At 58.9% G+C, this 20,731-nt stretch carries 17 protein-coding genes; 8 read left to right on the top strand and 9 right to left on the bottom strand.

All coding sequences use genetic code 11. The features are described from left to right. The first annotated feature begins 50 nt into the window (after nt 1-50). From F8N36_RS02510 to F8N36_RS02495, 4 genes are read left to right on the top strand one after another with little or no spacing between them, the layout of a single operon-like run. A complete protein-coding gene (locus F8N36_RS02510) occupies nt 51-3,206 on the top strand; it encodes an MdtB/MuxB family multidrug efflux RND transporter permease subunit (protein WP_291331161.1) in 3,156 nt (1,051 codons plus the stop codon). Further along, nucleotides 3,203-6,541, top strand: coding sequence for an efflux RND transporter permease subunit (locus F8N36_RS02505; protein ID WP_291331160.1), 3,339 nt, complete (start codon nt 3,203-3,205; stop codon nt 6,539-6,541). Before F8N36_RS02510 ends, F8N36_RS02505 begins: the two co-directional genes overlap by 4 nt. Before the next feature lie 41 nt (nt 6,542-6,582). Further along, nucleotides 6,583-8,235 (top strand): diguanylate cyclase, encoded by a 1,653-nt coding sequence (locus tag F8N36_RS02500; protein ID WP_291331159.1) that lies wholly within the window; start codon nt 6,583-6,585, stop codon nt 8,233-8,235. Between the two features lie 53 nt (nt 8,236-8,288). Continuing rightward, nucleotides 8,289-9,434 carry an aminotransferase class I/II-fold pyridoxal phosphate-dependent enzyme gene (locus tag F8N36_RS02495; RefSeq protein ID WP_291331158.1) on the top strand — a complete coding sequence of 382 codons (1,146 nt, stop codon included), beginning with the start codon at nt 8,289-8,291 and terminating at the stop codon, nt 9,432-9,434. 82 nt (nt 9,435-9,516) lie between these two features. Here F8N36_RS02495 and F8N36_RS02490 read toward each other — a convergent pair whose 3' ends face one another. From F8N36_RS02490 to F8N36_RS02475, 4 genes are all read right to left on the bottom strand, one after another. Continuing rightward, nucleotides 9,517-9,804 (bottom strand): HMA2 domain-containing protein, encoded by a 288-nt coding sequence (locus tag F8N36_RS02490; RefSeq protein ID WP_291331157.1) that lies wholly within the window; start codon nt 9,802-9,804, stop codon nt 9,517-9,519. Then, complete coding sequence (locus F8N36_RS02485) at nt 9,782-11,917, bottom strand: heavy metal translocating P-type ATPase (protein WP_291331156.1); 2,136 nt, start codon at nt 11,915-11,917, stop codon at nt 9,782-9,784. The genes F8N36_RS02490 and F8N36_RS02485 overlap by 23 nt, the downstream gene beginning before the upstream one ends. A 149-nt stretch (nt 11,918-12,066) precedes the next feature. Then, nucleotides 12,067-12,321, bottom strand: a complete 255-nt coding sequence (locus F8N36_RS02480) for a hypothetical protein (protein ID WP_291331155.1) — start codon at nt 12,319-12,321, stop codon at nt 12,067-12,069. A 155-nt stretch (nt 12,322-12,476) separates the two neighbouring features. Next, nucleotides 12,477-12,725 carry a FeoA family protein gene (locus F8N36_RS02475; RefSeq protein ID WP_022658134.1) on the bottom strand — a complete coding sequence of 83 codons (249 nt, stop codon included), beginning with the start codon at nt 12,723-12,725 and terminating at the stop codon, nt 12,477-12,479. 200 nt (nt 12,726-12,925) lie between these two features. On the opposite strand from F8N36_RS02475, the gene F8N36_RS02470 reads away from it, so the two are divergent. Then, on the top strand, nt 12,926-13,456 hold the full coding sequence (locus F8N36_RS02470) for a hypothetical protein (RefSeq protein ID WP_291331154.1): 531 nt from the start codon (nt 12,926-12,928) through the stop codon (nt 13,454-13,456). Then, complete coding sequence (locus tag F8N36_RS02465; RefSeq protein WP_291331153.1) at nt 13,453-13,809, top strand: hypothetical protein; 357 nt, start codon at nt 13,453-13,455, stop codon at nt 13,807-13,809. Before F8N36_RS02470 ends, F8N36_RS02465 begins: the two co-directional genes overlap by 4 nt. A gap of 155 nt (nt 13,810-13,964) precedes the next feature. On the opposite strand, the gene acs is transcribed toward F8N36_RS02465, so the two are convergent. From acs to F8N36_RS02440, 5 genes are all read right to left on the bottom strand, one after another. Continuing rightward, nucleotides 13,965-16,010 (bottom strand): acetate--CoA ligase, encoded by a 2,046-nt coding sequence (gene acs / locus F8N36_RS02460; protein WP_291331152.1) that lies wholly within the window; start codon nt 16,008-16,010, stop codon nt 13,965-13,967. Nucleotides 16,011-16,123: 113 nt separating this feature from the next. Then, nucleotides 16,124-16,450: a hypothetical protein gene (locus F8N36_RS02455; RefSeq protein ID WP_291331151.1), complete on the bottom strand. Its 327-nt coding sequence runs from the start codon at nt 16,448-16,450 to the stop codon at nt 16,124-16,126. A 110-nt stretch (nt 16,451-16,560) separates the two neighbouring features. Continuing rightward, nucleotides 16,561-17,256, bottom strand: a complete 696-nt coding sequence (locus F8N36_RS02450; RefSeq protein ID WP_291331150.1) for a Maf family nucleotide pyrophosphatase — start codon at nt 17,254-17,256, stop codon at nt 16,561-16,563. 107 nt (nt 17,257-17,363) lie between these two features. Then, nucleotides 17,364-17,924, bottom strand: a complete 561-nt coding sequence (gene yfcE / locus F8N36_RS02445) for a phosphodiesterase (protein ID WP_291331149.1) — start codon at nt 17,922-17,924, stop codon at nt 17,364-17,366. Then, complete coding sequence (locus tag F8N36_RS02440) at nt 17,924-18,145, bottom strand: Trm112 family protein (protein ID WP_291331148.1); 222 nt, start codon at nt 18,143-18,145, stop codon at nt 17,924-17,926. The genes yfcE and F8N36_RS02440 overlap by 1 nt, the downstream gene beginning before the upstream one ends. A 113-nt stretch (nt 18,146-18,258) precedes the next feature. Between F8N36_RS02440 and F8N36_RS02435 the strand changes: the two genes are divergently transcribed. Both F8N36_RS02435 and F8N36_RS02430 read left to right on the top strand, forming a co-directional pair. Then, the gene (locus F8N36_RS02435) at nt 18,259-19,119 is read left to right on the top strand and encodes a PHP domain-containing protein (protein ID WP_291331147.1); all 861 of its coding nucleotides are present in this window, start codon (nt 18,259-18,261) and stop codon (nt 19,117-19,119) included. A 102-nt stretch (nt 19,120-19,221) separates the two neighbouring features. Beyond that, the gene (locus F8N36_RS02430) at nt 19,222-20,634 is read left to right on the top strand and encodes a GNAT family N-acetyltransferase (RefSeq protein WP_291331146.1); all 1,413 of its coding nucleotides are present in this window, start codon (nt 19,222-19,224) and stop codon (nt 20,632-20,634) included. The last annotated feature ends 97 nt before the right edge of the window (nt 20,635-20,731 follow it).

The raw sequence follows: 20,731 nt of genomic DNA, 5'->3' as shown, positions 1-20,731 counted from the left end.
GCGGGGTATCCGTTCCATACACCCCTGCCAGTAGGGGGAGCACCTGCCCTATGAATCTTTCCCGTATATTTATTCTGCGCCCCATCGCCACTTCGCTGCTTATGGTAGCCCTGTTTCTTTCAGGGCTGCTGGGCTATCGCTACCTGCCGGTGGCGGCCCTGCCGCAGATAGACTATCCCACCATTCAGGTGCAGACGCTGTACCCCGGCGCTTCACCAGACGTGATGGCCTCGGTTATCACCGCCCCCCTTGAGCGGCAGTTTGGCCTCATGCCCGGCCTTGTGCAGATGAGTTCGCTTTCATCTGCCGGAGCCTCGGTGGTGACCCTGCAGTTTGACCTGGCCCTTGCGCTGGACGTGGCGGAACAGGAGGTGCAGGCAGCCATCAACGCCGCCAACAACCTGCTGCCCAGCGATTTGCCGTCACCTCCTATTTACAACAAGGTCAACCCAGCCGACCCGCCGGTCATTACTCTTGCCGTCACCAGCGACGCCATGCCCCTCACGCGGCTGGAAGACCTGGTGGACACGCGCATGGCGCAAAAGATTTCGCAGCTGCCCGGCGTGGGCCTTGTGACGCTTTCGGGCGGGCAGCGCCCGGCCGTGCGTGTGCAGGTGAACCCCAAGGCTCTGGCCAACGCGGGCTTTACCCTGGCCGATGTGCGCACCGCCATTGCCAAGGCCAATGTTAACGATGCCAAGGGCAGTTTTGACGGGCCGGAACGGGCCAGCACCATTGATTCCAACGACCAGCTGGCCTCTGCCGATGCCTATGCCGAGGCCATTATCGGCTACAAGGATGGCGGTCCTTTGCGGTTGCGTGATGTGGCCGATGTGGTGGAAGGGGCGGAAAACGCCCGTCTTGCCGCCTATGTGGCGGGTGAGGGCATGGGCTTTCAGCCTGCCATCGTGCTTTCCGTGCAGCGACAGCCCGGGGCCAATGTCATTGGCGTAGCCGACCGTGTTACGCAGCTTTTGCCTGTGCTCAAGCAGACCCTGCCCGGCAACGTGGACGTACGGGTGGTGACAGACCGCACCACCACCATCCGCGCCACAGTGCACGATGTGCAGCTTGAGCTGCTGCTGGCCGTGGCGCTGGTTATCTGGGTTATCTGGCTGTTTTTGCGCAATGCAAGGGCCACCATCATTCCCGCGCTGGCGGTTCCCCTTTCGCTGGTGGGCACGCTGGGCGTCATGCATCTGGCCGGGTATTCGCTCAACAACCTCACGCTCATGGCGCTGGTCATCGCCACCGGTTTTGTGGTGGACGACGCCATTGTGGTTATTGAAAACATATCGCGCTATCTGGAGCAGGGGCAAAAGCCCGTGCAGGCGGCGCTGACAGGTGCAGGGCAGATAGGCTTTACCATTATTTCTCTCACCATTTCGTTGGTGGCGGTGCTTATTCCGCTGCTGTTCATGGGCGATGTGGTGGGGCGGCTGTTCCGCGAATTTGCGGTCACGCTGGCTGTGACCATTCTTATTTCTGCGGTTATCTCGCTCACGCTTACGCCCATGCTGTGCGCTGTCATGCTGCGACCCGAAAATCAGGCCGACCGGCATGCCGCCAACCACTCAGGGCAACATGAAAACGGCAGGTTTTTTGTCCGCCTGCTGGCCTGGTACGAAGAAAAGCTCGACTGGGTGCTGCACCACCAGAGTCTGACGCTGGCCGTGGCTGCCGGCACGCTGGTGCTGACGGTGCTGCTGTACATTGTTGTGCCCAAGGGCTTTTTTCCCGTGCAGGATACGGGCGTCATTCAGGGGATTGCCGAGGCTCCGCAGGATACGTCCTTTGAGGCAATGGCAGGGCGACAGCGCCAGTTGGCAGATATTATTCTGCAAGATCCGGCAGTGGAGAGCGTGGTGTTTTTTGTGGGCGTGGACGGTATAAATCAGAGCATGGGCACGTCGCGTCTTTCTGTGGAGCTGAAACCGCTGGAAGACCGCGATGCGCGCGCCCCGGCCATTGCCCGCCGCATCATGGAAAAAGCTGGCACATTGCCGGGCATGATTCTGTATTTACAGCCCGTGCAGGATCTGACCATCGAAGACCGCATTTCGCGCACCCAGTACCAGTTTACGGTGGAGGCGCTGAACAGGGACCAGCTGGATGAGTGGGTTCCGCGTATCGTGAACGGGCTGGCGCAACGGCCAGAACTTGAAATGGTCACCAGCGACTACCAGAATCCGGGGCGCATGGCCTGGCTCAACATCAACCGCGATGCGGCGGGTCGCCTTGGCATAAGCATGTCGGCCATCGACAACGCCCTGTATGATGCGCTGGGGCAGCGGCTCATCTCAACCATTTTTACCCAGACCAACCAATATAAAGTTGTGCTGGAAACAGCTCCCCGTTTTCGGCTTGGCCCGCAGTCCTTGGAAAATATCTATGTGTCCGGCGGCGATGGCAAGCCTGTGCCGCTCACAAGTCTTGCCACTCTCGAGGAGCGTCCCGTGCGTCTTTCCGTTGCGCGGCAGGGGCAGTTTCCTGTGGCGACCATATCCTTCAACGTGGCGCGCGGTTCCTCACTGGGCGCTGCGGTCAAGGCCCTCAAGGAAACTGAGGCGGAGCTCAAGCTGCCTGCGGCCCTGCGTACCCAGCTGCAGGGTGCGGCCAAGGCTTTTACCACATCCACAGATAACCAGATATGGCTCATTCTGGCGGCCATCATCACCATGTATATCGTGCTGGGCGTGCTGTACGAAAGTTATATCCACCCCGTGACCATTCTTTCCACGCTGCCGTCGGCTGGTGTGGGAGCTCTGCTGGCGCTCATGCTGGCAGACATGGATCTTGGAGTGGTGGGCATTATCGGCATTATCCTGCTCATCGGCATTGTTAAAAAGAATGCCATCATGATGATCGACTTTGCGCTGGATGCAGAACGCAACGAGGGCAAGGAGCCGCTGGCTGCCATACGGCAGGCCTGTCTGCTGCGGCTGCGGCCCATTCTCATGACCACCATGGCAGCCCTGCTTGGCGCCTTGCCCCTTATGATCGGCTGGGGCATGGGTGCCGAGCTGCGGCGGCCCCTGGGCGTTACCATGGTGGGCGGGCTCATTTTTAGCCAGGCGCTCACGCTGTTCACCACGCCAGTCATCTATCTGTGGTTTGACCGCGTGAGTACCCGTTTCAAGGGGCGCAAGGCTCCGCAGGCCCAAGAACATGGGGCCAATGCCCCGGCGGAAGAGGCCCGGCCATGAACCGCGACCGGGAAAATGCCGAAGCGTCTGTTCCGGCTGCGAATAATGGGCCGCAGGGCGAGGTGAATGCGCCAAACCTCGGTGCCGGGGGCAAGCCCTCTGTGACCAACCGCCTTCGGGCGCTGCGAGAGGCTGGCCGAAAGCACCGCTTTGGGCCACAGGTTTTGCCCGCCAGTCTTTCAGCCCCCTTCATCCGCAGGCCCGTGGCCACAACCTTGCTGACCCTCGCCCTTGCCCTTGCGGGCATTGTGGCTTTTGGACTTTTGCCCGTGGCCCCTTTGCCGCAGGTGGACTTTCCGGTGGTGGTGGTGCGTGCAAAGCTGCCCGGCGCAGGGCCGGAAACCATGGCCGCCACCGTTGCAACGCCGCTGGAGCGCTCGCTTGGGCGCATCGCTGGCGTGTCGGAGATGACATCCACCAGCTCGCTTTCCAGCACGGAAGTGGTGCTGCAGTTCGATCTTGACCGCAATATCGACGGCGCTGCCAGAGACGTGCAGTCGTCCATCAACGCTGCCCGCTCAAATCTGCCCACCATGCCCTCCAACCCCACCTACCGAAAGGTAAATCCGGCGGGCGCGCCTATCATGATTCTGGCGATCACGTCAGACGTACTGACCCGCACCCAGTTGTACGATGCGGCCTCTACCGTGCTGGCGCAAAAAATTTCGCAGCTGCCGGGCGTGGGCGAAGTTATTGTGGGCGGCGGCGCGCTGCCCGCAGTGCGCGTGGACGTGATACCCGACGCCCTCAACAGGGCGGGCCTGACCATGAGCGACGTGCGCACGGCTCTGGCCGCTGCCAATGCCTTCATGCCCAAGGGGCAGGTGGACAATGGCGGGCAGTACTGGCTGATCGGCGCAAGCGACCAGTTGCGCAAGGCAGACGACTACAGGTCGCTTATTGTTGCCCGCAGGGCAGACAAGGTCATACGCCTTTCTGATGTGGCAGAGATCATTGACGGGCCGGAAGACGTGCGCGCCATGGCTGTTTCAGACGGCAAACCTGCAGTGCTGCTGATCGTGTTTCGCTCGCCGGGGGCCAATATTATTGAAACGGTCGATCAGGTTAAGGAAATGCTGCCACAGTTGCGCTCGTGGCTGCCCGAAAGCGCTGATCTGGGCCAGAGGCTCGACCGCTCACTGACAATCCGCGCTTCTCTGCGTGAGGTAGAAAAAAGCTTGGCGCTTTCCATGGCGCTGGTGGTGCTGGTGACCTTTCTGTTTCTGCGCAACGGCAGGGCCACGGCCATCCCTGCTGTTGCTGCCCCCGTGTCGTTGCTGGCAACTTTTGGCGTCATGTATCTGTGCGGTTACAGCCTCGATAACCTTTCGCTCATGGCACTTACGGTTTCCACCGGTTTTGTGGTGGACGACGCCATCGTGGTGCTGGAAAATATCGTGCGTCGCCTTGAAATGGGCGAAACCCCCATGCGTGCCGCCCTGCGCGGCGCACGCGAAGTGGGCTTTACCGTGGTTTCCATTTCCATTTCACTGGTGGCAGTGTTTACGCCTATTCTTTTCATGGGCGGGCTGGTGGGGCGGCTGTTCCGTGAGTTTTCTGTAGTGCTCACCACGGCGGTGCTGGTTTCCATGGTGGTTTCGCTCACAACCACCCCCATGATGAGCGCTGTGCTCTTGCGCCCCATGGCGCATGAAGATGCCGCCGCAGTGCAGGCCGCCCGCTTGGGTGCGGGTGGGCTTGCTGGCTTGTGGTGGCGGGCGCTGGCCCGGGTGGGAGATTTTTGGGGGCGGCTGCTCTCTGGCATGCAGCGCGGTTATGCGGCCACCTTGCCCGTGGTGCTACGCCACCCGCGTCTGACCATCTGCTCGTTGCTGGTGGTGATTGCCGCCAATGTGTGGATGTATGTTGTTGTGCCAAAAGGATTTTTCCCGCAGCAGGATACGGGCGTCATCATGGGCGGCATCCGCACCGACCAGAGCTCCTCGTTTCAGGCTTCGCAGGCAAAGCTGCGCAAGCTGATTGATGTCATCAAGACCGACCCGGCCGTGCAGCACGTATCGGGCAATATCAACAGCGGGCGCGGTGGTGGCGGCGGTGTTTTTATCGCCCTTAAGCCCCTTTCAGAACGCAAAATAGACGCCATGGGTGTTATTGCGCGGTTGCGCGGCAGGCTGGCCGCGGAACCGGGCATGCAGATTTTTTTGCAGCCAGCGCAGGATATCATGATGGGCGGGCGCGGCGCTCGCTCGCAGTACCAGTACACACTGCAGGCGGACAACCTGGACGATCTGCGCTCGTGGGGCCGCAAACTGCAAAGGGCAGTGGCCGCCAACCACCTGTTCAAGGATGTGGACAGCGATATTGAAGAGCGTGGCCTTGAAACCATGGTGAAGGTAGACCGCGACGCTCTGGCCCGCTACGGCCTGACCATGAAGGACGTGGATGCCGCCTTGGGCAATGCCTTTGGGCAAAGCCAGGCCTCGACCATCTATCAGGATAAAAACCAGTACCATGTGGTACTTGAATACGGGCCAGACTGGCTGTCCGGGGCCGATGCGCTTGAGAAGGTGCGCCTGCCCGGCAAAAACGGCCTTGTGCCACTGCTCAGCGTCGCCACTGTGGTGCCCGCCTTTGCGCCCCTTTCGGTAGCGCACCAGGGGCAGTTTGCCGCCGTGACCATTTCGTTCAACCTCGCACAGGGGGCCTCTCTTTCCCAGGCGCAGGAGGCGCTGGCGACCATCAAGGCCGAGCTGGGCATGCCCTCTACCGTGGTGAGCGGCTTTCAGGGCACGGCCAAGATGTTCAGTGATACGGCGGGCAATCAGGTGGTGCTGGTACTGGCCGCCCTGGCCGCCCTGTATATCGTGCTGGGCATGCTTTACGAAAGCCTTATCCATCCGCTTACGATTCTTTCAACACTGCCTTCCGCTGGCGGTGGAGCCTTGCTGGCCCTGATGGCCTGCGGCATGGAGTTCAGCGTCATCGCTCTTATTGGTGTGCTGCTTTTGTGCGGCATTGTTAAAAAGAACGCCATCATGATGATAGATTTTGCCCTGGAGGCCGCGCGCACCCGCAATCTGCCGCCGGACAAGGCCATTTATGAAGCCTGTCTGCTGCGTTTCAGGCCCATCATGATGACCACGGCTGCGGCCATTCTGGGCGCGGTGCCGCTGGCGCTGGGGCATGGCGACGGCGCAGAGATCCGCCAGCCCCTTGGCGTTACCATTGTGGGCGGACTGTTGGTAAGCCAGCTGCTGACCCTCTACACAACGCCCGTTGTCTACCTGTGCCTTGACCGTATGAGCCGCCGTTTCAATCTTTGGCGCAAGAACCGGCGGCGTGTAGCAAGGGACAGAATGCGTACAGCCTCATAAGGTCGTAAGTTTTTTGTTTGCCCATTGCACTTTGTGCATAAATGGTGAAGGATAAACGTTCCCTAGATGAAACACTCGCGAGGTCAGTCATGTATCACCACACGTTGCACATTTTGCTGCACTGTACTGATGCATTGCTTGAGTCCTCATTGCGTCGCGCCAGCGCACATCCCGGCTTTACCCACACCATAACCACCGCCTGCGAATCCACATGCGGGCAGGACGCGACGGCCTTGCCCAACCCGGCTGAGGCCGACATCGTGCTGCTTGATGGGGCAGCTCTTGCACAGTTGCCTGCCATGCGCAAAGCCGCAAAAAGCGGAGCGCTGTTTATTCTTGTGGATGACGGGGCAGGGGAGCCGACAGCAGAACTGCTGTCTCTGCTTGATCATATCTGGCCTGTATCAGCCAGCGCCAGCCGTTACGACTTCCACGTGGCGCTACTGCTCGATGCAGTGCGGCAGCACAGAGAGCACGAACTCACCATCCAGCACTTTGAAACGATCATAAACCTTACCAGCGACCTTGTATGGGTCAAGGACGCCAAGGGTTCACATATCAAGGTGAACGAGGCTTTTTGCCGACTTGTGGGAAAAAGCCGTCAGCTTGTGGAGGGGCGCGGCCACTATTTTATCTGGGATCTTGAGCCGGAAGAATACGCGCAGGGCGAGTTTGTCTGTCTTGAAACAGACCAGATTGTCATGAATTCTGGCGAGCCGGGCGTGTTTGACGAGGTGGTCAAGGCCCCGCAGGGAATGCGCCAGTTCAAAACCCGCAAGGCGCCGCTCTTCAATGCAGACGGCAGCATCATGGGAACCGTGGGCATTGCCCATGATGTGACAGACCTTGCAAACATGACGGCAGAGCTTGATCTTGTGCTGCAAAGCATTCCGTATGCGGTCATGATTCTTGACTCAAACAAACATATCGTCAATTTCAACGATCGGTTCAAAAAACTCTTTGGCATTGGCCCCACAGACTACATCGCTGGTGAGTCGCGCGATGTTCTGCGTCAGCGCGCTGTGGAACGCCTGGGTTTTTCCCGCAACGGCAGGCATGTGGTCATGCGCTCTGCCGTAGACGGTCACGAAAAGTACATTGATATGTACGAAAACGATATTTTTGATATTTTTGAAAATGTTATAGGCATGATCTGCATTTACCGTGATGTGACCCGACAGCGGCAGATTGAGCGACGCCTGAAGCAGCGTGCCAACACGGACGACCTCACGGGGCTTTTCAACCGCCACTATTTTTTCAAGAACATTCCGGCCACTCTGGCTGCTGGCGCGGGGCTGGCCTATATTGATCTGGATAACTTCAAGCATGTTAACGATAAATTTGGCCACCATGCTGGCGACAAGGCCCTGATCCTTGCGGCCCAGATATTGCGGAAACACCTGCGCGGCGCGGTGATCGCGCGCCTGGGCGGCGATGAATTTGCGGCCTTTTTTCCCGAGTCGTGCTCCAAGGCTCTTTTGCGCAACTGCGCCGATGAACTTCTGGTCGCCATGGGCGAAGCATTTGACACCCACGAGGCCTTTGCCGGACTTTCGGCCAGTATTGGCATCACGCTGGCAGAGCAGCCGGGCCTAGCGCGCGATGACCTTGTGCGACAAGGTGATGTGGCCATGTATGAGGCAAAACGTCTTGGTAAAAGGCGCTACTGTGTATATTCCGCAAGTCTTGAATAAACTGGCAGGTCCGGCCCCATCGGCAGGCGTGTCTGGCATAAATGGGGCAGACCATGCGTGTTCCGGCATTTGAGCTTGAAGTCTTTTTTGGCAGGTACGAATTTTCCACCCCCTACCTGCTCGCCCAGTCAGATTGCGAGGCCATGAGCATCGACGCTCTTTTGCGTCTCGAGCCCGACCCCGCCGCAGCGCAGCTCGATTTTTTGAATACCAGCCTCGGATACGGAGAAAACAACGGCAGGCCAGATCTTCGGTGTGCCGTGGCCAGCCTGTACACCGGCATGGCGGAAGAAAACGTGCTGATGTTCACGGGCGCGCAAGAAGGCATTTTTGCCTGCATGAACACCCTGCTTGAACCGGGCGACCATGTGGTGTGCATGTTTCCGGCATACCAGTCTCTGTACGAAGTGGCCCGCAGCCTGGGTTGCCAGGTAGACTTCTGGCATCTCAGGCAGACAGAAGCGGGCTGGCAGGCCGACATGGACGAACTGGCCGCACTTGTGCGGCCCGACACCAGGGCCATTGTACTTAACACCCCGCACAACCCCACTGGCTTTACGCTGGACAAGGCGCAGACAGATACGCTGTGCGCCCTGGCCCGCAAAAGCGGCGCTTGGATTTTTTGCGACGAGGTGTACCGGGGGCTGGGCTGGAATGACAAAGGCGAAACCGCCGAAGTTGCGCCCTGGATTGCCGATACCTACGAACGCGGTATTTCGCTTGGAGTGCTCAGCAAGGCATACGGCCTGCCGGGGCTGCGGGTGGGCTGGCTGGCCTGCCGTGATGCGGAACTCATGGAGGGCATTGCCCGTTACAAAAATTACCTGAGTATCTGCGGGGCTACACCTTCAGAGGCTTTGGCCATCGTAGCCCTGCGGCACGGACCGGAACTGCTGGAAAAAAATAGCAGAATCATTGCAGAAAATCTGCAAACCGCAGACGCGTTTTTTGCGCGCCACAAGCACCTCTTTACTTACAACCGGCCTCAGGCCGGACCCATTGGCTTTCCGCGCATGCGGGTGAGCGAATCCATGGGCGATTTTTGCGAAAGGGCGGCCCATGAGGCCGGGGTGCTGCTGTTGCCCGGATCGGTCTACGGTATCAATGAACCTTACTTCCGTATGGGTTTTGGGCGTAAAACCTTTGCCGTGCATCTGGCAAAATTTGAGGAATGGCTGGTGAAAAAGGGAGTTGCCTAGAAGGGCAAATCACATATGAGGGCTGCTACCCCCAGGAATGCCACAATCCCCGCCCGGTGATGCCGGACGGGGATTGTTTTTTTCAGAAATGGGGAACTGGGCTGTCTTTGCCCTTGTTGACGGCATCGAGATAGCGTGCCCAGGCTTCGCCCACGGCAAAGAGCCGTTCGCGTGGTATTGTCTTGCAGTCGTAGGTGATCAGTATGGAGCCGCTCAAGCTGTTGCCTTCAACAGACTGCACACCCTCGATTGCGCCCATTTTTTCGCGTGCCAGTCGCAACACTCCTTCGTTCCGCAGGGCGGGGTGGCGTATACGTACCCTGCCGTCCACAAAGCTTCGCACATATTTAAGCAGATGGATGGCGCTCATAATGAAGCTCCTCGCCGGGCAGGCTTGCTGGCAGGTGGGGGCGCATGGCATTGAGTGCCACACCCAGTGTCGTGACATTGTGCAGCAGGGCCGAGACGCCGGGGCCAAGCACCATGAACAGGCCGCCCATCAAAAAGAGGGTGTTTAGCGTCATGGTCGCCACAAAATTGCCGTGGATGCGCTTGAGTGTATGGTTGCCCAGCATGCGGGCATTTATGAGGCCCTCAAGGCTTGGGTGGGTCAGCAGCACGTTGGCGACCTCACGGGCGAGATCAGTGCCATCGCTCATGGCTACGCCCACATGGGCAGCTGAAAGGGCGGGGGCGTCGTTGATGCCGTCGCCCACCATCAGCACCTTGCAGCCTTCTGCGGCCAGTTCCTGCACAATGCGGGCCTTGTCTGTGGGCAGCACCTGAGCGCGAAATTCCGTTATGCCCACCTGCGCGGCCACGGCGCGGGCAGTGCGTTCGTCGTCGCCGGTGAGCATGAGCACCCGACGCATACCGAGTGCGCGCATGGTTTCAACCACGCGGGCGGCCTCGGGGCGCAGGGGGTCTTCGATGGCCACAAGGCCAGCAGCCACGCCGTCTTCGCTCATGAAAAGCAGCGAGCGGCCAAGGGATGCCTGTTCGGCAATGACATCCGCCAAAGGCGACAGGTCAACGCCTTCATCGTGTTCGATGTAGTGGCGGCTGCCCACTCGCATTTTTTTGCCGTGCAGGGTCGAGGCCACGCCGTGCGCTACCACATATTCCACATGGGCGTGTTCTTCGGCATGTTGCAGGCCTTCTTCTTCCGCCTTGCGCACAACGGCCCGCGCCACAGGATGGGGAAAGTGTTCCTCAAGGCAGGCCATGACGCGCAGCACTTCGTCGCGTTCAAAACCCTGGGCCGGTACAACCTCGACCACCTTGGGACTGGCCTGTGTGAGTGTGCCGGTCTTGTCAAATACCAGGGTGTCGGCCTCGCTGAGGGCCTCAAGATAGCGGCCACCCTTGATGGCGATACCGTGGCGCGCGCCTTCGCGCATGGATGCCAGCACCGCAAGCGGGGTGGCCAGCTTGAGTGCGCACGAGTAATCGACCAGCAGCACCGATGATGCCCGGCGAAAGTCGCGGGTAATCAGCCACACAAGCCCGGCAAGGCCAAAGGTAAAGGGCACGGCCATGTCGGCCAGTTTTTCAAATTTGCCCTGCACCCCTGCCTTGAGCGATTCTGATTCTTCAATAAACTTAACAACCTGTCTCAGCCGAGTGCCGTCGCCAACGTGGCGGGCGCGTATGACCAGCCTGCCTTCTTCAAGCGCGGTGCCAGCATAGACAGATGCGCCTTCGGCGCGGTGTACGCCCAGCGGTTCACCCGTCATGGACGACTGGTTGACCAGACCGCAGCCTTCCACAACCTGGCCGTCCACGGGTATGGAGCCCCCGGCGTGCACAACCACAAGGTCGCCCTCGCGCACCTGGGCCAGCGGTACGGAAATTTCCGTGCCGTCGACGAGCAGCCATACGTTTTCCACGTTAAGGGCAAGGCTCTCGGTGAGTGATGCCATTGAGCGGCGACGAGTCCAGTCTTCAAGGGTTTCGCCCAGGCCCAGCAGCAGGGTGAGCATGCTGACCGTGCGGAAATCACCCATAAGCAGCGAAGCGCCAATGGCTGCGGCGTCGAGCACATCAACGCTCAGCGTGCCGCGCAGCAGCGCCCCAAGACCTTTGAAAATATAGGGCAGCGCGCCCACAACGCTGTTTATGACGCGCAGGGCCAGCGGCAGGAAAGGGCGTACAAAAATATAGCGCACCAGAGGCATAAGGCCGTTGCCGGGCGCATGCCCGGTTTCAGCTGGCAGGTCTGACTGCCCAAACTGGCCGTTGGCATCGGCCGCGCCAAGCAACAGGGTGAGAGCTGTAACCCGGCTTTCTTCGCTGTCGTAAAAAATAAGCAGACTGCCAACCAGGGTATTGGCGCGCACGTCGGTGATGCCTTCAAGAGATGCCAGGGCTCCGGCAAGTGCTTCTGCCCGTCCGCCGCCAAGGCTGCAGGACGAGCGGACGCGCATTCTACCTGAATCTGGCGTTGTGATGCCACGCAACTCATGAACAATAAAAAAACGCATGCGTGCTCCTTGAAGCGAAGCGGCCTTGGCCGCACTGTCCCGAACGTGTACTTACGGCTGTTGCAAAAGTTGGTGGCGCGTGCCGCCCGCAGACGAGCGGCATGCGCAGCAGGGTGCGCCGTGGCAGGCACGGCGCAGAACCTTCAAAATTAGGCCTCGGAGGTTTCGCTGGCGGTCTTGCGTTTTTCGGCGGCAAGACGGGCTTCGGCAGTGAGGTCTTCCACATCTTCCTTGATGGATTCAACCTTGCTCAGCAGTGCGTCTTTCACGTCCATGCCACGGCTCAGCAGATCGGTGGCCAGGGGCTTGAAATCAAGCTTGCCCTTGCTCACGGCCACGGCGCCAAGCACGCCCAGGGCAACCCCACCCAGAAACCACAATCCACACTTCATGCCTTCGTTCATGTTACATCTCCTTGTTCGTGTGTGTTCAGATTCAAATAGCCGAGCAGATGCGGCTTGGCCGAATCTGGATAATAGCTCAGGAATCGTCCGGCCACGCAGGGGTGGCCGGACGAAATGACTGACAGATTGTTGAAAATGGGGAAGCTTAAAAAACGCTAGCTGGAAGCGCCAGAGAGGTCAACTTTAATGAAGTCGGCTTCGCTGTTGCGCAGGGAGATGGTAACGCCCGAAAGGCGCAGGGCAACCGGATCCTTAAGGGGGGCACGGCCCACAATGGAAACCGTAGTGCCGGGAATAAGGCCCATGTCGCGGATACGACGGTTCATTTCACCCAATGCTTCCACTGCGGCAATCTTGCCTTGCTGACCTACTTGCATCTGACGCAGATTGACAATCTGGCTCATGCGTGCACTCTCTCTGTTTAAGGCTGGTGGAAATTTGTTCAACGGTCTTCAACCGTCTGGAAATATCTGGTCAGGTTGGTGCCTGTTGCCAATTTTCGTAAAACCACCTTGCCTTCAATGCGGTTCTGTGTCAAGAGAAAAGAAAGTCATTTTCAAATTTGATTGATTGCACATACGTGATTTTGCCACAAGGAGAGACCATGCTTCCAGCCTATGTAGTGCACTCCATGGAAGGACGGGCACGCCTGCGTCATCCCGCGCTTGGCGAGGTTGCCATTCGTGCGGCGGCGCAGAGTGTCCTTGGCAAGGAATCTGCCGTAGACGAAGTGCGCGCCGGCGCGGAATCGCTGTTGCTGCTTTTGCAGCCGGGTGCGGACGTGGCTGGCATATGCGCACGCCTTGAAGCCAGCGTGCCGGTGCTGGCCCGGCCCAAGGCCGAGGTCGCGGCTGAAAGACGCGTTGCAGCCCGCGCCCGCAGATGCGAAAAATGGCGCAGCGGCGATGCCGCCAGTGCCTCTGCCGCTCCACGTCCCGCAGCGTGCGGGCAGGGCGACAAACGCAACATGCTGGGCATATCGCGCCGCAAGCTCGAGGTACGGGCCATGATGGGCGCAGCTGGCGTGTGTCTGGCCGCGGGACTTTCCGGGCCAAAACCCCTGCACATACTGGCGGGCCTTGTCTGGGCGGTTATGGCTGGCCGCCATGTGTGGGTGCGGCGCAAGGCTGTATGATGGATATTGTTGCCAAGGTGCGGGCTGCCTGCACGCGTGGTGGATTTTTTGCTGGCAAGTGGGCATTGATTGCTTTTGCCGGGGTTGCGGCCTTTGCCCTGGCGGTTCAGGCTTTGGCCCTTGTTCTGGCTGCCCTTGCCCTGTTGATTATTGCCCTGTGCCTCGCCACGGTGTGCATGCCAGAAGAGAGCCGTGCTGTGTGGGCGTGGATGCGTGACACCCTTTGCAGGTGGAGTGCTGTGGCGGGAACGGGTGCTGCCGAATCAGCAGGCACGGCCTGTGCAAAAGATGAGACAGACAGCCCCGAGGCCTGCAGGCCGGAATCTGCCGACGCCCCAAAACAAGGACCTTAACCAGCCTGTATGGTTCATACTGTTTACTTTGCATTTTACAGCAGCACACCCCCGCATTGGCACAATAATGCGGGGGTGTGCTGTTTTACCGGGTCGTTGAGGGAACGACCCGGTGAGGGGGCAAGGCCGCTCCGGGCAGCCAGACCCCTGAAGGATTATTCCTTAGCGGCAGCGGCTTCGCCCTGCGGGGCGCCTTCCGTTTCGTGTCTGCCAGCAACAAGGTTGCGGTGGCCTTCGATGATCTTGCCAATCACATCGGGTTCGGCCAGCGAAGTGGTGTCGCCGATGTCTTCATAGCTGTCGCCAGCGATCTTGCGCAGCATGCGGCGTATGATCTTGCCCGAGGTGGTCTTGGGCATGGCGTCCACAAACTGGATGAATTCCGGGCTGGCGAGCGCGCCAATGTCGCGGCGCACGGCGTCGCGCAGTTTTACGCGCAGCTGGGCGCTCCACGGCACTTCGTCGCGCGTGACAACGTAGGCATAGATGCCTTCGCCCTTGAGGGCATGCGGCATGGGAACCACAGCGGCTTCACCCACTTCGGGGCAGGCGGCCAGCACGGCTTCAATTTCTGCCGTGGAGAGGCGGTGGCCCGAAACGTTGATGGAGTCGTCCACGCGGCCCAGAATCCAGAAGTATCCGTCCTGGTCAATTTCTGCCGCGTCTCCCGACGAGTAGCAGCCGAAACGCGAGAAGTAGGACTGGTACTTTTCTTCATCGTTGTACACGCCCTGCATCATGCCGGGCCAGGGGCGGCGGATGACCAGGTGACCGGCCTTGCTGCCAGCCTCGGCTATGTCGCCATCGCGCGAGGCCGTGCCGATAACCGCAGCGTCAATGCCGGGCAGCGGCTTGGAGGCCGAACCTGGCTTGAGCTTGGTGGCGTATGGCATGGGGGCAATCATGGCACCGCCGGTTTCGGTCTGCCACCATGTATCCACGATGGGCAGTTCGCCGCCGCCGATGTTTTTGTGATACCAGTGCCAGGCCTCGGGGTTGATGGGCTCGCCCACGCTGCCCAGAATACGCAGGCTGCGCAGGTCGTAGCGTTCTGTCCAGGCTTCGTTCATGCGCATGAGCGAGCGTATGACCGTGGGCGCGGTGTAGAATATGTTGACCCGGAAGTTTTCCACAATGCGCCAGTAGCGGTCAGGGTAGGGCCACGTGGGTACGCCTTCAAACATGAGCGTTGTGGCACCAAGCGAAAGGGGACCGTATACGCCATAGGTGTGGCCGGTGATCCACCCGGCGTCAGCCGTGCACCAGTACACGTCGTCGTCACGCATGTCGAAGCACCACTGCGTGGAGTGCGCCGCGTAGGTCAGGTAGCCGCCCGTTGAGTGCATGACGCCCGTAGGCTTGCCCGTACTGCCACTGGTGTGCAGCAGAAAGAGCGTGTCATTGGCATCCATGGGTTCGCAGGGAAAGTCGGGGTTCAGGGTAAAGTCGTCGATAAGGTCGTGCCACCACACGTCGCGGTTGCGTTGCATGTTGACGCCCTCAATACCGGCATGCTTGACCACAACCACGTGCGCCACAGAGGGGCACTTTTCGAGGATGGGATCAAGGTTGGCCTTGAGGGGTTTGAACTTGCCACCGCGCACGGCTGCATCGGCCGTGATGACAACGCGCGCCTTGCAGCCCTGTATGCGACTGCGCACGCCGCCTTCCGCATAGCCGGAGAAAATGGCCGTGTGGATGGCACCAATACGGGCGCAGGCCAGCATGGCAATAAACAGCTCGGGAATCATGGGCATGTACAACGCCACATGGTCGCCCTTGCGGATACGCAGCGAGCTCAACGCGTGAGCCACACGACACACTTCTGTGTACAGCATCTGGTAGGTATAGCAGCGAACGTCGGTTTCTTTTTCGCCCTGCCAGATGAGAGCGGCCTTGTTGCGCCGCCCTGAGATGAGGTGCCTGTCAATGCAGTTAAAGGAGGCGTTAAGTACGCCGCCTGTAAACCACTTGTACTTGTGATTTACCTCATCTGCTTCAAGTACTTTGTCCCAGCGTTTGAACCAGTGGATCAACTGCGATGCTCGCGCACCCCAAAAGTCGTTGGGGTCTTCCAGTGCGCGGCTGCAGAGAGCATTATATTCTTCTGGCCCACATACCCATGCAGAAGTTTTGCCGTGCTCAGGTGGAAGATAGCTGCGGTTCTCATTCAAGAGCGTCGTGATCCTTTCCTGGGACATGATAAAATCCTCCCTCCTGTTTGTTACATAAAATATTAGAGGTGAAGTAATTCCATGGTACAGCAATAAAGAGATTCTAGAGAGGCGTCAAGGGGCCGAAATTGATTGGGCTTTCAGTCATAGTTGTGTATTTTTTCACGAAACGACACAAATGGCAACCTAGGATACCAATTCATGCGGATTGGAACGCCATACCAATTGAAGAAATAAATCACAAGACTGTCTGAAATTTTTTTAATTTTTTCAAATTTTTTTTGTGAGGCTGGCTGCAGCGGCGCAAAAAAAGGGCAAAAGGCAAAATTGCGCCTGCCGGAGCGTGTGGAGAGAAACAGTGTGCAGCCTCGCACCGGTTCATATGTCCAAAGGTGAGGATATCCATCAAGCCGGTAGTGGAAGGGAACGGAGGAAAGCCCTGTTATGGAAACGGCTCGCGGAGCCATTGCTGGAAGCAGGCAGTATGCCAGGCGCTGGGGGAATACAGGGGCGGTTGTAAATAAAGAGGCCTGACCGTTTTGCCGGTCAGGCCTCACAAGGTTTCGAGTCTCAGAATCTATGCCCCATAGGGCTGCATGATTCCCAGGCTGATCATAACCTGGGCCAGCGGCGTTACGGGCAGCCCTACCACCGTGCTCCACGAGCCTTCCACCCGCTCGACCAGCACGGCTCCCTGACCCTGAATGGCGTATGCGCCAGCCTTGTCGCTGGGTTCGCCTGTGTTCACATAGGCTTGCAGCACTGGGCGGGGCCAGTGGTGGAAAACAACGCGGCTCACATCGCTGAAGCTCAGCATGCGAAATGAGCCCGCTACAGTCTCCTCAACGTGCAGCTCCGGCAGGGTGCTGGCCGATAAAGGCCCTGCGCTCTGCGCGGGCAGCAGCAGGCATACTGCGCTGATAACCTCATGGCTTGCACCGCTAAGGCGTTCAAGCATGGTCAGCGCATGGGCGGGGTTTTCCGGCTTGCCAAGAATGTCGCCGCCAATGGCCACTACGGTATCCGCAGCAAGCAGAACCGGCTTTTGGGAAGCTTTTGGCGGCAGGGTCCGGCCCACGGCCAGAGCCTTGGCAACCGCTGCCCGCCGGGTGTAGGCCTCGGGCAATTCACCGGGCATGGGACGGGGTTCTTCCGTACTGGCAAGAGCAAGGCGGAAGGGAATGCCCCATTCGTTCAAAAACTGCCGCCTGCGGGGCGAGCCCGAGGCCAGCACAAGCTCGTAACCCGCGGAGAGCCGAAACAGCGGACGCATGCTCGCGCTGGAGTCTTTGCCAGTGGTTGAGCTGCCCTCTGCACAAGCCTCTGCGCGAGCATCTGCAGCCGCGCTGCAAGAATGGGTATTTGTCATACAGTTACCGGCTAGAGCCCTGCGGGTGCATGACGCAAAATTTCGCCGCCCTGCATGTCCAGCACGGTGAAAACGCCACTTTCGATCATGCCGTAGGTGCGGGGCGATCCCCCCTTGGGCAGAGAAAGTGAACCGGGATTCCAGAAGTGCAGGCCGTCAATGGTTTCGCCGCGCGGCACATGGGTGTGCCCGCGCAGCAGCACCGTGCCGGGTTTGATGCCGGGGCACGGGGGGCGTTCGGGCAGGTGATGCCCGTGGCTGGCAAAAATGTTCAGGCCATCGGCCTCAATCCACGTCGACTCCGTAACTGCGAAGGGCAACAACCCAAGGTCCACCTCTGCATCACAGTTGCCGCGCACGGCTATGACCGGGCAGGGCAGGGTGGTGAGGTCTGGCATGGTTTGCAGCACCGAGCGTGTATCGTAGCCTTGAGGCAGGGGATTGCGCGGGCCGTGGTACACCAGATCGCCCAGCAGTACCAGCGCGTCCGGAGCAAGCTGACGCGCTCTCTCCAGCAGAAAGCGCAGGCTTTCCACAGAGCCGTGCAGGTCAGAAGCAACCAGCAGGCGCATCAGGCCTTTTCCTTGGCTGCAGGGTGGTCCCTGATCCAGTCAGCAAGGGGAATGGACTCTTCCACCAGCATGATGGGGATGTTGTCGCGCACGGGGTAGGCAACGCCACAGGCCTTGCAGGCAAAGGCGGCCACTGTTCCGTTGTCTTCAAGCGCAACAAGGTTCCCAAGGCATTTGGGGCAGGCCAGAATCTTTAGCAGTTCAGTAGTTTCCATTGGCATAAAAAATCCTTGTTTTCAGCGTGAGCAGGTATTCTATCTCCAAGAGCCATCCAGTTCAAGGCTTGCCCCATATTGTCATTTTGCGGTATGATAATTATCCCATGAAAGAGAGTATGAAATTTATTGATCTGCACACGCATTCTTCTGCCTCTGACGGCACGGATTCTCCGGCGCAGCTCGTGGCCAAAGCCCATGCAGCGGGTCTTGCCGCCGTGGCCATAACCGATCATGACACGCTTTCTGGGCTGGACGAAGGCCAGCAGGCCGGACGGGATCTGGGCATTGAGGTCGTGCGCGGGTGCGAGATATCCACCGGCACAGAGCTGGGTGAACTGCATATTCTTGGCCTGTGGCTGCCACAAAACCCGCAACCTCTGCTTGATCGGCTTTGCTGGCTGCGCGAGAAGCGCGCCGAGCGCAACATGGGTATTGTGCAAAAACTGCAGGATCTCGGGTACGACATCAGCATGGAAGAAGTGCTGGCCGCCGCCAGAGGCGAGAGCGTGGGGAGGCCCCATATTGCCGAAGTGTTGCTGCGCAAGGGTTTCGCCAAGGATGTACGACAGGTCTTCAGGGAATTTCTGGGCAGCCGTGGCAAGGCCTATCTGCCCAAAACCGTGCTGGAGCCTGAAGAAAGCGTAAGCCTGCTGGCTTCAGCGGGCGCAACGGTGTGCCTTGCCCATCCCCTGCTGTGGAGGGCCCCTGCCGGCTGGCTGGACACCATGGTGGCGCGCCTCAAGGATTATGGCCTGAGCGCCATTGAAGCCTATCACAGCGAACATTCCGAGGCCGATATACGCACCTGCCTTGCTTTGGCCAAGCGCTTTGATCTTGGTGTTTCCGGCGGTTCGGACTACCACGGATCCAACAAACCCACCATCCGTCTTGGGCAGGGCTATGGAGGCTTGCGCGTAAGCCAGTCAGTGTATGAAGGGCTCAAGCAACGTCGCATGTCCGCAGGTCTGGATATCTGAAAATCTGTTCTTTCGCTGCCTTTGGGGCGGCCAGTGAAACCTCTTGCGCAATCGGTTCGCCCGTTGTACAGCGGTTTTTCACACCTATATAGAAGGCATTACATGCGCATTCTTCATAAACAGCAGCATCTTCCTCCGCTAGACGGGCCGCGTCTGCAAGAGCCGCGTCCTTTTCACGGCGCAGGTGTACCACCAGATGAGCACAATGGCGCGCCCCTTGTGCCGGTAGCTCGACGCGAGCGCGGGTCAGCCGCGCAGGGCGCTGCCGCCCAACATAGAGAGGCCCCCGCCGGAAAGGATGTGGGCACGGAAGCCTTTGAGCTGCGCCAGCTCGGCGAAGAAGATTTTGAGGAGTTCGAGGCCCTGCTGCGCTACGCCTTTCAGGTCAGTACCTCTGAAATGGCCCGCATCGGCTGGTCAGACATGGAGATGAAGCAGTCCAAGATGCCCATATTTGAGGCGTCTCACGTGATGGGCTGGTTCTACAAGGGGCATCTGGCTTCACAGATCGTCATCTACCCCATGGAAGTGAACATCCAGGGCGAGATATGCAAAATGGGCGGTATTACCGGTGTGGCCACCTATCCCGAATACACCGGGCGCGGGCTTATCCATTCGCTCATTGGTAAAAGCCTTGAGTATATGCGTTCGCAGCAGCAGATCATCTCTTACCTCTGTCCCTATTCCATTCCCCTGTACCGCAAGCACGGCTGGGAAATTGTATCGGACAAGATGACCTTTACCATCAAGGACACCCAGCTGCCCAAGCGTCACCCCGTGGACGGGCAGATTGAGCGCGTAGACATAGAGTGCGAAGACCTGCACAGGGTTTACAAGTATTTTTCCCTGCAGGAACACGGCGCGCTCATTCGCGGCGATCTGGAATGGGAAGAATACTGGCGCTGGGATTCGGACGACGTTATGGCGGCGGTGTATTACAGCGCCGACGCCAAGCCCCTTGGCTACGTCATCTATTACATAGAGAACGAAGTTTTCAGCATCAAAGAAATGGTCTACCTGAACCAGGAAGCCAAGTACGGCATCTGGAACTACATAAGCGCCCATTTTTCCATGATTACCAAGGTGGAAGGCGCCAACTACACAGGCGAGCCCATTGCCTTCCAGTTTGAGGATAGCGAAATTGACGAGAGCATCCAGCCCTATGCCATGGCCCGCATTGTAGACGTGCAGCGCTTCATAGAGCAGTACAGCTTTCAGTTTGAAGACCCCAAGCTCACCCTCGAGATTGAAGTAAGCGACGTGATGGCCCCGTGGAACAACGGCATCTTCCATGTAAGCTGGCGTGATGGCCGCACGTTCTGCGAAAAGGTCAACATCTGGAGCACGGGTCACCGTCTCTCGCTGGATATCAAGACGCTCACCACCATGCTGATGGGCTACAAGCGGCCTACCTACCTTTACAACAACGATCGCATTGATATGGACTATCACCTGCTGAAAACACTGGAAACGCTTATCCCGCCAGACAAGCCGTATTTTTCGGATTACTTCTGATTTTGGGAGGCGGTGTTCGCCAGTTGACACATTTGCGGACAGATGGCAGTTCTACGCCCTTCCGTTGATGCATTGTTCTGTTCTTTTGGGTTTCCGC

This window comes from Desulfovibrio sp. (assembly GCF_009712225.1).
GTDB lineage: Bacteria > Desulfobacterota > Desulfovibrionia > Desulfovibrionales > Desulfovibrionaceae > Desulfovibrio.
Note: the sequence above shows the minus strand (reverse complement) of the source record. Positions and strands in the feature narration are given on the sequence as shown.

Bases quoted from the DNA above. Each gene is read 5' to 3' on its own strand.
- F8N36_RS02505 (WP_291331160.1), top strand. From the start codon at position 3,203: ATGAACCGCGACCGGGAAAATGCCGAAGCGTCTGTTCCGGCTGCGAAT.
- acs (WP_291331152.1), bottom strand. From the start codon at position 16,010: ATGTCCCAGGAAAGGATCACGACGCTCTTGAATGAGAACCGCAGCTAT.
- F8N36_RS02475 (WP_022658134.1), bottom strand. From the start codon at position 12,725: ATGAGCCAGATTGTCAATCTGCGTCAGATGCAAGTAGGTCAGCAAGGC.
- F8N36_RS02495 (WP_291331158.1), top strand. From the start codon at position 8,289: ATGCGTGTTCCGGCATTTGAGCTTGAAGTCTTTTTTGGCAGGTACGAA.
- F8N36_RS02450 (WP_291331150.1), bottom strand. From the start codon at position 17,256: ATGCGTCCGCTGTTTCGGCTCTCCGCGGGTTACGAGCTTGTGCTGGCC.
- F8N36_RS02490 (WP_291331157.1), bottom strand. From the start codon at position 9,804: ATGAGCGCCATCCATCTGCTTAAATATGTGCGAAGCTTTGTGGACGGC.
- F8N36_RS02440 (WP_291331148.1), bottom strand. From the start codon at position 18,145: ATGCCAATGGAAACTACTGAACTGCTAAAGATTCTGGCCTGCCCCAAA.
- F8N36_RS02430 (WP_291331146.1), top strand. From the start codon at position 19,222: ATGCGCATTCTTCATAAACAGCAGCATCTTCCTCCGCTAGACGGGCCG.
- F8N36_RS02465 (WP_291331153.1), top strand. From the start codon at position 13,453: ATGATGGATATTGTTGCCAAGGTGCGGGCTGCCTGCACGCGTGGTGGA.
- F8N36_RS02500 (WP_291331159.1), top strand. From the start codon at position 6,583: ATGGTGAAGGATAAACGTTCCCTAGATGAAACACTCGCGAGGTCAGTC.
- F8N36_RS02485 (WP_291331156.1), bottom strand. From the start codon at position 11,917: ATGCGTTTTTTTATTGTTCATGAGTTGCGTGGCATCACAACGCCAGAT.
- F8N36_RS02455 (WP_291331151.1), bottom strand. From the start codon at position 16,450: ATGGCTCCGCGAGCCGTTTCCATAACAGGGCTTTCCTCCGTTCCCTTC.
- yfcE (WP_291331149.1), bottom strand. From the start codon at position 17,924: ATGCGCCTGCTGGTTGCTTCTGACCTGCACGGCTCTGTGGAAAGCCTG.
- F8N36_RS02470 (WP_291331154.1), top strand. From the start codon at position 12,926: ATGCTTCCAGCCTATGTAGTGCACTCCATGGAAGGACGGGCACGCCTG.
- F8N36_RS02480 (WP_291331155.1), bottom strand. From the start codon at position 12,321: ATGAACGAAGGCATGAAGTGTGGATTGTGGTTTCTGGGTGGGGTTGCC.
- F8N36_RS02435 (WP_291331147.1), top strand. From the start codon at position 18,259: ATGAAATTTATTGATCTGCACACGCATTCTTCTGCCTCTGACGGCACG.
- F8N36_RS02510 (WP_291331161.1), top strand. From the start codon at position 51: ATGAATCTTTCCCGTATATTTATTCTGCGCCCCATCGCCACTTCGCTG.